Below are 13132 nucleotides of genomic sequence, written 5' to 3'. Positions count from 1 at the left end.
GCCGATCAGCAATTGATAAATAAGGTTTTTTTAGCACCGGACAATCGATTGAAAAACGGCCTTACACGCGATTTGGCAGATACACGATCAGACAGCAGCAGCCTCCCGCTCGCCAGTCTGCAAACGCCACAAGGCTGCATACTGCCCATTTTGCAGCAACAATTCTTCATGCGTCCCCGCCTCAACCACCCGGCCTGATTCCATCACATAAATGCGGTGTGCCTGTCTGACCGTCGACAACCGGTGTGCAATGATCAGCGAAGTACGACCTACCACCAGCTTGTCCAGCGAGCGTTGAATGGCTGCTTCCGTTTCATTGTCGACAGCACTGGTTGCCTCATCCAGCACCAGAATCGGTGGCTTCTTGAGTATGGCGCGTGCCAGTGCCAGGCGTTGTCGTTGTCCACCAGACAGCTTTTGGCCACGCTCCCCCACCGGAGTGTCATAGCCTTGTGGCAAGGCCATGATGAATTCGTGCGCTTCGGCCGCCACCGCAGCCGCAATGACATCCTCACGCTTGGCCGAAGGTAGACCATATGCAATGTTCTGTGCCACCGTAGCATCAGCCAGAAAGGTATCTTGTGACACATACCCAATGGCCCGGCGTAGATCCTGCAAATTCAGTTCATTGATTGGCATGGCATCCAACCTGACTTCGCCCTGCTGCGGTTCATAAAATCGCAACAGCAACTTCACCAGCGTACTCTTGCCTGAACCGGTCGCACCGACAAACGCAATGCTCTGGCCAGCCGGGATCGTAAGCGAGATGTTGTCCAGCGTGGTCTGATTACCATAGGCAAAGGTCACATTGTCAAAATGCAGATCACCTTTCACACCGGCCACAGGAAAATGCTTGCCTTCATAGGTGATCTTGATCGGTGTATCCAACAGATTCAACGACCGCTCAATTGATGCCATCGAGCGCTGATAAAGGTCGGTCATCTCTGCCAACCGGGTCAATGGCCACAACAGGCGCTGGGTCAGAAACACCAATACCGAGTAGCTGCCAACCGCCAGTGCGCCATCCAATGTCAAGAAGCCGCCATATAACAAGGTAGCCGTAAAACCAGCCAGAATCGCCATGCGAATCACCGGTGTGATCGCTGCTGACAACTGGATTGCCTGGCTGTTACGGTTGCGATAGGCATCGGAAGCCTCGCGAATATGCTCGGCCTCGAAGTCTTCTGCCGTATAGGCCTTGATGGTGGCCACCCCCAACAGATTGTTGTTAAGGCGGCTGTTCATCGCACCTGCCGCCTCACGTACAGCGGTATAACGTGGTGCCAACTTGGCTTGGAACCAGAATGCGCCATACAGAATGAATGGCACTGGAATCAACGAGACTAGTGCAATCTGCGGGGTCAGCACGAAGAACACGGCACTGACCATGATGGACGAGCAGAACACCTGGATGATGTCGTTTGCCCCGCCATTCAAAAAACGCTCCATCTGGTTGATATCGTCGTTGAGAATGGCCATCAGATTCCCGGTACGCTGGTTTTCGAAGTATCCCAACTCCAGCTTCTGTACGTGCTGATAAGCATCCTGTCGCAGATCATGTTGCAGACTTTGTGCCAGATTTCGCCACTTCACCGAGTACAGATATTCAAAGGTGGATTCACATACCCAGATCACCACGGTCAGCAAAGCCAGGGTAATCAACTGATGTTTGGCATCCACAATACCCAGTTTGGCCAGAAAAGACGTTTCACGATTGACGACTACATCCACAGCCACACCAATCAGCACCTCGGGCAGGATGTCGAAGAATTTGTTGAGGACGGAATAAATCGTCGCCAAGGTGATATCGCGTCGATAAGGTTTGGCATAGCGGAATAAACGCAAGAGTGGATGCATGTAGGTACAAGGCTCGCACGGGGAAAGGATCACACAGTTTAATCAGCGCTGGCCATCGCCACCAGATGCAATCTACTCCGGTGTTGACCGGTACAGCCACTGGCGCCATTTCCAGCGTGTGCTATGGTCAAACAATGAATTTGTTTCAATCAGGAGAATTTCATGCGCTCGCTCCGCGCTCGACTGACCTTGTTTATTTCAGCATTGATCGTGATGACCACCTTGCTGATGACCATTTCGGCATATACCCGAATGAAAAAAGAGGTGATGTCAGGCATCCAGCAGGAGATTGACACCGCACTACAAGGCTACGGTACGCTGATTCAAGATTGGGTACGCAGCAAATCGGCACTGACGGAAAGTGCGGCGGCAGCAGTGGCGCTGACAGATCCTATACCCTCGTTGGCCATGCTGGAAAAAGGTGGCCAGGTTGACTTGGTATACCTTGGCTTCAACGACAAGCGGGTAGTGTTCTCGCAACCACAGAACCTGCCGGAGGGCTATGACCCCACCTCGCGCCCTTGGTACAAACTGGCGGTTGAAAAAGACAAAGTGGTGGTGACCGAACCTTATCTGGACGCCAGCACCAAGCAACCAGTGCTGTCCTTCGCGGTACCTGCCAAGCAAGGTGGAACGGTGGCAGCGGTTGCGGCAGTGGATGTGAAACTGGACGCCATTGTCAAAGGCGTGCTGGGCGTAAAACTGCGTGCCGGGGGTTATGCCTTTCTGGTTGGCAAAGACGGCAAACTCATCGTGCATGCCGACCAGAACCGGATTCTGAAACCATTGGCCGATATTGCCCCTGGGCTGACTGGCGATCGTCTGACCAGTATTGCCGACGGCAAAGAACTGGCCGAAGCGGAGATCAGCGGCCGCAATGACTTCCTGCGTCTATCCCCAGTCGCCGGGACAGATTGGTATCTGGGTCTGGCGATGGATCGCAGTGAGGCGCTAGCACCATTGCGTCACCTGCTGGGCTTGGCCGTCATCGGCAGTGTGGTACTGATTGTCATCGTCGTGCCATTGGCAGGCATTCTGTTGGGGCGGATGCTGGCAGATCTGAACCGGGTACGCGATGCCATGCGCGAGATTGCCTCTGGCGGTGGCGATCTGACCCGCTCTATCCAGATTCGTGGTCAGGATGAAATCGCTCAGACTGCCGATGCCTTCAACCGCTTTCTGGAGCAGTTGCGCACCATGTTCCGACAGGTGCGCGATGAAGCCGACAATCTCACCAACGGCGTGAATGAGCTGAACAGTACGGTGCGGCAGGTCGCAACCGATTCACAGCATTTGTCCGATATTTCTAGTGCCAATGCCGCCACGGTCGAAGAGATCACCGTCAGTATCTCGCACATTGCCGACAATGCCTCCGATGTTGAGGATCTGGTCCGTGCCACTGGGGGGTTGTCGAAACAGAGTGGCGATACCATGCAGCAAGTCGCCACCGAAGTCGGCCGATCTGCACAGGAGGTACAGCAGCTGGCCCAGGTACTAGGAGCGCTGGAACAGCGCTCACAGCAGATCGCTGGGATTGTGAATGTGATCAAGGAGATTGCTGACCAGACCAATCTGCTGGCCCTGAATGCCGCCATTGAAGCGGCCCGTGCCGGTGAGCAGGGACGTGGCTTTGCCGTGGTCGCCGATGAAGTCCGCAAACTGGCCGAACGGACCTCGACCGCGACGGTCGAGATCGGCAATATGATCAATGCCATGCGCGATGAAAGCAATCAGGCGACCAAGAGCATGTCAGGCACGGTGGAATCAGTCACCCAAGGGGTTGGCATGTGTGAGAAAGCCACCACGATCATTCTCGATATTCAAAGCAATATGGCCAATGTCGTCACAAAGATGAGCGAAATTGCACTATCCACCAACGAACAGAAGCAGGCAACAACGGCAATGGCGCAAAGTGCCGAGCGCATGACAACCCGCATTCACGACTCTGATGCAGCGTTGCAAAATGCCCGCGGTACCTTGAATGACCTGAATAGTCTGGCATCACAGTTGAAGAGCATGATGGGTGGGTTCAAGATGTAAGCGTCCACCCACCCGCTCAGTGGAGTGAAGCCCAGTGTAAAAACGTCGTTTACGTAGGACAAAAGTGGGTGTTTGGCAGCACATGCACTCTGATCACGCACTCTCAGCAAGATTGTGCACAGACCCTAAGCGGTTCGATCATCCTGCACTCATGGGAGCAATGCATTGGCATCCATGGCCCTAGGGCTAGGCCGGTAAGCCGTGACAACGTTGGATTGTCATTCGAAACAGGAATGATTCACCCTCAGCCACACAATGAGGGTGGCCTGAAACCATCCCATGCGCTAAGACAGTGCATGGGATGTGCTGTTTTCAAATTGTGTGTTTGATGGAGATCCACATGCGTTCGCTTCGCGCCCGGCTCACCTTGGTTGTTGCCATTTTAATCATGCTGACCACAGTCTTGTTGACCGTATCAGCCTATACCCGTATGAAAAACGAAGTGCTGGCAGGTATTACGCAGGAAATCGATACGGCAATCGGTGGCTACGGCACTGTACTGAGTGGCTGGGTAGCGGAAAAAGCACGGGCCACCGGCGCTTTGACTGCCATTGCTGGTGAAGGCGACCCGTTACCCTATCTGAAATTGCTGGATGCCGCCGGTGACTTCGACCTTGTCTACATTGGCTACGCTGACAAACGTGCCGTCTTTTCCGAAGAGCGCCCTCGAAAACCAGATTACGACCCAACCGCACGCCCGTGGTACAAAAAGGCGGTGGAGGTGGGAGATGGCGTGATTACCGACCCCTATACCTCGGCCAGTACCGGCAAGCTGCTGATATCTTTTGCCAAACCAGTCAAATCCAGCAGCGATGTCAGCGCTGTGGTTGCGTCCGATGTCACGTTGGATCAAATTATCGAGGGTGTGTTGTCAATCAAATTGCGCGCCAGTGGTTATGCCTTTCTGGTCAGCAAGAATGGCAAACTGATCATCCATCGCGACAAGGACCGGGTACTGAAACCCGTTACCGACATTGCAGAAGGCATCACCCCGGAATCGCTCAGCAAGATTGCAGACGACAAGCAGCTAGCTGAAGTGAAGATCAGTGGCCGGGATGATTTTCTTCGGCTGTCCCCGATCAAGGGTACTGATTGGTACCTGGGCCTGGCTATTGACCGTAGCGAAGCGCTGGCACCGTTACGCCAACTGCTGTTGCTCAGCGTCGGGGGGCCATCCTGCTGATTGTCATCGTCGTACCATTGGCAGGCATTCTGTTGGGGCGGATGCTGGCAGATCTGAACCGGGTACGCGATGCCATGCGCGAGATTGCCTCTGGTGGTGGCGATCTGACCCGCTCTATCCAGATTCGTGGCCAGGATGAAATCGCTCAGACTGCCGATGCCTTCAACCGCTTTCTGGAACAGTTGCGCACCATGTTCCGACAGGTGCGTGATGAAGCCGATAACCTGACCAACGGCGTGAATGAGCTGAACAGTACGGTACGGCAGGTCGCAACCGATTCACAGCATTTGTCCGATATTTCTAGTGCCAATGCCGCCACGGTCGAAGAGATCACCGTCAGTATCTCGCACATTGCCGACAATGCCTCCGATGTTGAGGATCTGGTCCGTGCCACTGGGGGGTTGTCGAAACAGAGTGGCGATACCATGCAGCAAGTCGCCACCGAAGTCGGCCGATCTGCACAGGAGGTACAGCAGCTGGCCCAGGTACTAGGAGCGCTGGAACAGCGCTCACAGCAGATCGCTGGGATTGTGAATGTGATCAAGGAGATTGCTGACCAGACCAATCTGCTGGCCCTGAATGCCGCCATTGAAGCGGCCCGTGCCGGTGAGCAGGGACGTGGCTTTGCCGTGGTCGCCGATGAAGTCCGCAAACTGGCCGAACGGACCTCGACCGCGACGGTCGAGATCGGCAATATGATCAATGCCATGCGCGATGAAAGCAATCAGGCGACCAAGAGCATGTCAGGCACGGTGGAATCAGTCACCCAAGGGGTTGGCATGTGTGAGAAAGCCACCACGATCATTCTCGATATTCAAAGCAATATGGCCAATGTGGTGGAAAAAATGAGTGAAATCGCGCTATCCACCAATGAACAGAAGCAGGCAACAACGGCAATGGCGCAAAGTGCCGAGCGCATGACGACTCGTATTCACGATTCCGACTCGGCTCTGCAGAATGCCCGCGGTACCCTGAATGACCTGAATAGTCTGGCATCACAGTTGAAGAGCATGATGGGTGGTTTCAAGTTGTAACCGACCGCTCCAACCCCAGCAAATGCTGTTTGCGTGGCAGCCCGCCGGCATACCCGGTCAAGCTGCCATTGCTCCCCACAACCCGATGGCACGGAATCATTACGGAAATCGGATTCCGCCCCACGGCAGCGCCCACTGCCCTGGCCCCATTGGGCAGGTTCAGCTGGATAGCTAGTTGCGCATAGCTGCGTGTTTGCCCTGCCGGGATTGCCAGCAACGCTTGCCAGACCCGTTGTTGAAATAGTGTGCCGTGCGGTTTGAATGGCACATCAAACACGGTGCGGTTACCCTCAAAATATTCATCCAGTTGCGCTTTGACTTGTTGTAGCAACGGGAAGTCTGGTTGGTGCTGCCAAGTTTCGTCCACATCCGGAAAATAACGTTGGCCAACGAAATACAGCCCGCACAGCGCGGCATCATCTACTACGGCCAGCATTGGCCCCAAGGGGCTATCGAAAGTTGAATAGTTCTTCATCATGACTCCGCCAGAGTTCGCCATAAATGCATCACCGCATAGGCCCGCCACGGCCGCCATACCTCGGCGTGCGCCAATACCTTGCGATCGTTGGTTTCATTGAGTGCCTTGCGGATGCCGTAATCGGTATGCGGAAAAGCATCTGGCCAAGACAGCGCCCGCATCGCCAGATACTGCGCGGTCCATTCACCAATGCCTGGCAAGGCACGCAGTGCATTCAGCTGCAACTCGATCTCGTTGCCTGGTGCCAATACCAGGTCCTGCCGTACCAGCGCACCCGCCAACGCCTGAATGGCCCGCACCCGGGCACTGATTACCCCCAGGCTGGCAATATCATCCACCGTCCGGTTGGCCAGCTCGGCAGCTGATGGAAAGCAACGATCCACACCCGCAAACGGGGTCACAATTGACACGCCCAGTGACTGTGCAATCCGCCCGGCCAGAGTCCGAGCCGCTTTCACCGTAATTTGCTGACCTAAAATGGCCCGCACGGCCATTTCAAAACCATCAAACGCGCCCGGTACCCGTAAGCCGGGTTCGTTGGCGGCCAGCCCGCCCAGATGATGGGCAATCTCATCCGGTTGCGCACCCAGATCAAACAAGCGCTTTACCCGTCCCAGTACCAATGGCACCACCCCAGCCAATGATGGCGCCAAGCGGACACGTAATGCAGCTCGATGTGGCAGGTGACTAACCGTCAACCACCCAAAATGTTCGTGCCCATGATGTGTCACCCGGACAGCTCGACGGTATTCGCCATGCATGATCTGTTCTACCCCATCAATGGCCCGACCTGCCAAAAAGATCAACATTGCCTCCCAGGCATAAGGTGGGCGATAGGCCAGTTCAAAGCATAAAGCGTCGTCGGTTTGCGCGTCGGCTTGGCTACGTCGTAGCGCGCCGGGTTGCAGACGATAGCGTTCAGCAAACAAGGCGTTGAAGCGGCGTACACTACGAAAGCCCGCAGCAAAAGCCACATCGGCAAACGGTAAACGTGTGTCGGTCAGCAGCCGTTTCGCCAGCAACAGCCGTTGTGTCTGAGCATAGGCCACGGGACTGACGCCAAACTCCGCCGCAAAGACCCTTCGCAGGTGCCGATCCGTCACGCCCAATTGCTTGGCCAGAGTTTCCAAAGAGGTTTCCTGCAACAAACCATCCTCAATCAGGCCCGCAGCAGCTTGCGCCAAGCGGCTTTGTGCATCGACAGAGGCATTGCCAGGCGCCAATTCTGGTCGGCAGCGCAGGCATGGGCGAAAACCTTGTGCTTCGGCCGCTGCCGCACTCAAATAGAAACTGCAGTTTTCCTGTTTAGGTGCACGCACCCGGCACACTGGCCGGCAGTAAATCCCGGTGGAAGCCACACCCACAAAGAATCGGCCATCAAAGCGGGCATCGCGGGACAACAAGGCGGTATAGCAAGTATCGTTACTCAGTTTCATGGTGTGCGCCTCTTCAGTGACCATACATCCATGGTCAGCGCCGTCCCTAGCAGAATCACCACACCACCAGCCAGCATGCGCAATGTGACCGTTTCCCCTAACCAGACCGCTCCCCAGACCACGCCAAATACCGGGATCAGGAAAGTCACCGCTGTAGCACGTGTGGCCCCCAACTCCGCCAGTAACCGGAAATACAGGATGTAAGCCAGACCGGTACACGCGATGCCTAGTACCAGGACATTCAGCCAGATCGACACCGGAATATCACCTACAGGCCATTGCCAAACCGCAAATGGCAGTAATACGATACCTGCCCATAGCTGGCTACCCGCCGCAATCGCCAATGGCACAACCTCATGCAGGTAGCGTTTGGTGTAGCTGGCAGCCACACCATAAGCAAAGGTTGCAAGCAATGCAGCCATCACGGCCAAGCCTGTTGTACCAGTCTTGAAGGAAACCTTGTCCCACACCAGTATGGCCACGCCCGCGAATCCAATCACTAATCCCAGCACCTTGAGCCAATTCAGTCGTTCACTCAGCCAAAACCATGCGACCAAGGCACCGAACATCGGGGTCGTTGCATTGATGACAGAAGCAAAGCCTGCAGTCAGTGATAGTGTGGCGTAAGCAATCAACACAAATGGCAAGGCAGAATTGAGCATACCGACCACCGCCAATGGCCGCCAATGGCTTATCAAGACAAGTAATTGTCCGCGCCATGCCAAAATTGGCAGCAAAAAAGCTGCGGCCACCACTACCCGCAATTCAATCAGCGCCAATGGTCCCAATATGGGTACGGCAACTCGCATGAACAGGAAAGAGGCGCCCCAGAGGGCAGCCAGCAATAACAGATCGATTTGATTGCGGGCAGTCATGATAGCAGTCGACCTGCAAAGAGAAGATGTTGCCCATGTTAGCGCGATGATCCAGTGTCGTCTCGCCGTTTTCGGACATCATATTTCAACACACCCGGGCCCCCGCAATACCTCGACATGAAGCTGAAACAACGCAATCAATTCATCCGCAATTGCCCTGACACGCGGGGCACGGCGCAGATCAGGATGCAGGACCAGGCAAGCCTCACGATAAGGCCACTGCGGGGCGTCCGGCACCAGTTGCAGGGCTGGGGCCGTTTGCGCCAGAAAATGGGGTAACAGTGCAATCCCCCACCCTGCGCAGGCAGCTTGGAACAACACCATCAAATCATTGGATTGCAGCACGACTACCCGTTCATGCAACCAGGCAGACAACCATTTTTTCTGTGGCAAGGCCGGGAATGCTTCATCGAACCCCAACACAGCCTGTTCTCCAACTGGCAATGCAAGATGCGCTGCCGTCGCATACAGGCCATACCCGATGTCTGCCAGTTTGCGCGCCACCAAGCCTGATGCTTCAGGCCGCCCAAGACGGATCGCCAGATCAGCCTCATGTTGGGCCAAATTCACCTTGTGCGCCTCGGCAGCCATTACCAAGTGGATTTGCGGATAACGTTGCATGAAATGATGCATGTGCGGTACCAGGAAATGACTGGCCAATGCGGGAGGAACCGATACGCGGACATGGCCGGACAGTTCAGCCACACCCAATGCAGCCCGCTCAAATGACAGCGCCTCTTCCTCCAGTCGTTCCGCCATATTCATCAGTGATTCGCCCGCTGCCGTCATCTGCCAACCTCTCGGCAATCGATCGAACAAACGTAACTTCAGTGCCTGCTCCAATGCATCAACCCTTCGCGCGACAGTTGAATGTTCAACCTGCAATTGTCTTGCCGCCGCCGACAAACTTCCAACCCGAGCCAACATCAGAAAGTACCGGACATCGTCCCACACCATTGCCTGTCACTCCGTGCAAATTCGCACATAATATCTGCGGCGATTGCTATTTTTGTTTCTTTTTTCGCACAGTAAGCTGTCAATTCGATTACTCAAAAGAGACAAACCATGACAACCCCGATAGCCATCGTCGATCAGTTCCTGCAACACGTCTTCACTGGCCAAATACATGCTGCACTGGCGCTGATTCATCCAGAGGCGCTGATCATTCCATCCCGTGCGACCCCCAGCCCAGACAACCCATTGTATGGCCGCTTCATAGGCCCCAGCGGCATGCAAACCATGCTGCAACATTTCGCTTCCGTACTGAAGCCTGGCCAGTTCGATATCCAGGGCCGACTATGCGATGGCAACCAAGTGGCGCTGTACGGGCAGTTACGGCATCAAAGTACCGCAACCGACAAGTGGTTCAGTAGCGACTGGGCCCTGATTGCCAAAGTAGAAGCTGGGCAATTGGTGCATTACCACTTTTATGAAGACACTGCCGCGCTGGAATCAGCGATCCACTAAGAGTCGCTATCAAAACCCAGCGAAGTGATTCTGGTTAGGCGTGCAAACGAAGGCCGTACGTGAGTACGACAAGTTTGCACAACAACACCAGAAGGGTTTTGTTAACGGCTCTAAATCAACGTCAGCACCACCGGTGTGGCAAGAAGACGCACGCACTCAATCCGTGCCGGGTTGTCGCAAATCAACATGCATGATGTCAGGAGTCAATTTTGCGACATCGTCAAATTACGTTCCCGCATCCATATGAAACAGCATGAATAGGCCTTTCATTAAAATGCATTTTTCCGGATTTTAGAATCTATTTGGCATTTGATTTTTGACGTTCTAGCATCCGAATACGACACCCGCTCGACCGCCCAAGCCGTTGATCCAACATGGCTTTGTCTTTCTCTCCTGTGCGGTAGCGAGCCGCTCCCTGGCAAGTCGTGCCAGTTGACGTTCAAGTAGTGCATGCCAAGTTCAGCTCATGCGGACATGGCTGCTTGCATCTCTTCATATCCAATCTCTTTCTATCGAGGGCCTTTCAGATGAAATGTCGACATAGTGTATTGGCATTGGGTTTACTGATCTCAGGCGCCGCCCAGGCCGGCTCCTTGTTCGTACCGATGCCAGAACGGGACATGGCTGCCATCAGCCTTGATCAGCAACGCATGGTGGACCAGATCAAGCAGGAAAAGATGACCAAGCAGATCAGTATGGTCAAACTGAATCTGGCAGCGCTTGCAGACGACACATTGGAATTGACATTGCGCTTTAACCTGCAGGTGCAAGCCAACCGTACCCGTATCGACAAGCGTTCTGAAGAGGACTTTACCTGGTACGGTACACTATCGAATTTACCGGGCGAAGCTACGTTGGTTGTTCGTGGCGACAATGTCACTGGCTCGATCCGCAGTGGTAAGGAGCTCTATCAGATTCGCCCACTGGGTAATGGTATGCACTCGCTGATTCAGGTGGATTTGTCAAACATGCCGGATGACGAACCCCCCAGTATGAATCGTGCACCTTACTTTCCGGATAACCCATTGACAGGCCAACCCGAAGCCGTTGATTCATCATTATTGTTGGCTCCGTATCCAGTCTCGGTTGCCGTTGCTTACACCAAGGCGGCAGAGACAGCCACCGCCGATATCCGCGGCACGATTCAATTGGCAATTGATGAAACAAACCAGAGTTACATCAATAGCGGCATCAACGCCAGACTGCAATTAGGCAAGGTGTTCCGTGTCAACTATAACGAAGCCGCCTACACCTACGACACCATCGTGTCACACCTGAAAAACACCCGTGACGGATTCATGGATGAAGTGCATACCCAACGTGATGTCTACAGTGCAGACGTGACGATGTTGGTTCTGAACAAAACTGATTTTTGCGGTATGGCTGCCGCTATAAAATCTGACGCAAAAAGCGCCTTTGCAACCGTGCACTACAGCTGTGCTACAGGCTACTACTCATTTGCCCACGAAATCGGCCACCTGCAAGGCGCACGCCATAATCCTGAAGCAGATGGATCCACAACGCCTTATGCATTTGGGCACGGCTATCGCTATGGCAACAACTGGCGCACCATCATGGCCTACAACTGCAGCAGTTCTTGCCCACGCCTGCAATATTGGTCCAATCCCAATGTCAGCTACGGCGGCGTCCCGATGGGAACCACCGCAACCCATGACAACGCAAGGGTGTTGAATTTGACGGCATCAACGGTATCGGGCTTCCGTGCGCCAGCGGGGGCAATCTGGCGTTATACCGGTGTACCGTGTAGTGGCGGCAGCTGCCCTGGCTGGCAGATGCTCGACAACAATCCAAAGACCGTGCAACTGGCCGCAGCGCCCGGGCATCTGTACCAGTTGCATAATGATGGCTGGATCTGGCGCTATACCGGCGTTCCCTGCAGTGGCAACAGTTGCCCTGGCTGGCTGCGACTCGACAACAATGCAAAAACCGTCGCAATCGCTGCAGATGGTGCAAACCTGTATCAATTGCACAAGGATGGCTGGATCTGGCGCTACACCGGTGTTCCCTGCAGTGGCAACAGTTGCCCTGGCTGGCAACGGCTGGACAATAATCCGAAGACCATCGCCGTATCCGCCGCGGGTGGTAACCTGTACCAGTTGCACAAAGATGGTTGGATCTGGCGTTACACCGGCGTTCCCTGCAGTGGTAACAGTTGCCCGGGCTGGCAACGGCTGGACAATAATCCGAAGACCATTGCCATCGCCTCTGCCGGTAGCAGCCTGTATCAGTTGCACAAAGATGGCTGGATCTGGCGTTACACTGGCGTCCCCTGCAGTGGCGACAGTTGTCCGGGTTGGCAACGCTTGGATAACAATGCCAAGACAATCGCCATTGAAGCTGCCGGCAGTGCGTTATATCAATTGCATAATGACGGCGGTGTATGGCGTTACACGGGTACACCTTGCAGCGGGAACAGTTGCCCGGGCTGGCAAAAACTGGACAACAATTTGCAGACCGTTAGCCTGGCTGCAGCCAATTCGCTATATCAGTTGCACTTTGGTGGTGCGATCTGGCGTTATACCGGGGTGCCATGCAGCGGAAACAGCTGCCCAGGCTGGCAGCAGCTGGACAACAATCCAGTTTCGACCAGCATTATTTCGGCAGGTAGTGAGCTCTATCAACTCCATAAGGACCCTGGACCACTTTAGATCCCTATATTTGAAAGCCAGCCAATACTTTATTGGCCTGCCTTTTTAAATATCAATCAAGCAATGAAAAAGGGCGGAATAATTCCGCCATTT

General features: G+C 54.4%; 10 protein-coding genes. 5 read left to right on the top strand and 5 right to left on the bottom strand.

All coding sequences use genetic code 11. The features are described 5' to 3' along the window. Nucleotides 1–87: 87 nt before the first annotated feature. Nucleotides 88–1857, bottom strand: coding sequence for an ABC transporter ATP-binding protein (locus tag FFS57_RS10255; RefSeq protein WP_137937696.1), 1770 nt, complete (start codon nucleotides 1855–1857; stop codon nucleotides 88–90). A gap of 162 nt (nucleotides 1858–2019) precedes the next feature. Between FFS57_RS10255 and FFS57_RS10250 the strand changes: the two genes are divergently transcribed. From FFS57_RS10250 to FFS57_RS10240, 3 genes are all read left to right on the top strand, one after another. Further along, nucleotides 2020–3897 (top strand): methyl-accepting chemotaxis protein, encoded by a 1878-nt coding sequence (locus tag FFS57_RS10250; RefSeq protein ID WP_137937695.1) that lies wholly within the window; start codon nucleotides 2020–2022, stop codon nucleotides 3895–3897. 340 nt (nucleotides 3898–4237) lie between these two features. Further along, nucleotides 4238–5080, top strand: a complete 843-nt coding sequence (locus FFS57_RS10245; RefSeq protein WP_171013814.1) for a cache domain-containing protein — start codon at nucleotides 4238–4240, stop codon at nucleotides 5078–5080. Between the two features lie 17 nt (nucleotides 5081–5097). Next, a complete protein-coding gene (locus FFS57_RS10240) occupies nucleotides 5098–6114 on the top strand; it encodes a methyl-accepting chemotaxis protein (protein ID WP_137937693.1) in 1017 nt (338 codons plus the stop codon). Here the strand turns inward: FFS57_RS10240 and FFS57_RS10235 are convergent. The 4 genes from FFS57_RS10235 to FFS57_RS10220 form a co-directional block, all read right to left on the bottom strand. After that, nucleotides 6104–6592: a methylated-DNA--[protein]-cysteine S-methyltransferase gene (locus tag FFS57_RS10235; RefSeq protein ID WP_349306730.1), complete on the bottom strand. Its 489-nt coding sequence runs from the start codon at nucleotides 6590–6592 to the stop codon at nucleotides 6104–6106. The two genes, FFS57_RS10240 and FFS57_RS10235, sit on opposite strands and share 11 nt — an antisense overlap. Then, nucleotides 6589–8028 carry a DNA-3-methyladenine glycosylase 2 family protein gene (locus tag FFS57_RS10230; RefSeq protein ID WP_137937692.1) on the bottom strand — a complete coding sequence of 480 codons (1440 nt, stop codon included), beginning with the start codon at nucleotides 8026–8028 and terminating at the stop codon, nucleotides 6589–6591. Before FFS57_RS10230 ends, FFS57_RS10235 begins: the two co-directional genes overlap by 4 nt. After that, nucleotides 8025–8903, bottom strand: a complete 879-nt coding sequence (locus FFS57_RS10225) for a DMT family transporter (RefSeq protein WP_137937691.1) — start codon at nucleotides 8901–8903, stop codon at nucleotides 8025–8027. Before FFS57_RS10225 ends, FFS57_RS10230 begins: the two co-directional genes overlap by 4 nt. Before the next feature lie 78 nt (nucleotides 8904–8981). Beyond that, nucleotides 8982–9860, bottom strand: coding sequence for a LysR family transcriptional regulator (locus tag FFS57_RS10220; RefSeq protein ID WP_137937690.1), 879 nt, complete (start codon nucleotides 9858–9860; stop codon nucleotides 8982–8984). Nucleotides 9861–9968: 108 nt separating this feature from the next. On the opposite strand from FFS57_RS10220, the gene FFS57_RS10215 reads away from it, so the two are divergent. Both FFS57_RS10215 and FFS57_RS10210 read left to right on the top strand, forming a co-directional pair. Then, on the top strand, nucleotides 9969–10370 hold the full coding sequence (locus FFS57_RS10215; protein ID WP_137937689.1) for a nuclear transport factor 2 family protein: 402 nt from the start codon (nucleotides 9969–9971) through the stop codon (nucleotides 10368–10370). 527 nt (nucleotides 10371–10897) lie between these two features. Continuing rightward, complete coding sequence (locus tag FFS57_RS10210) at nucleotides 10898–13039, top strand: M12 family metallo-peptidase (protein ID WP_137937688.1); 2142 nt, start codon at nucleotides 10898–10900, stop codon at nucleotides 13037–13039. Nucleotides 13040–13132 lie beyond the last annotated feature (93 nt).

It is taken from the genome of Chitinivorax sp. B, from assembly GCF_005503445.1.
GTDB lineage: Bacteria > Pseudomonadota > Gammaproteobacteria > Burkholderiales > SCOH01 > Chitinivorax.
This window is presented reverse-complemented; position numbering and strand designations above follow the sequence as displayed.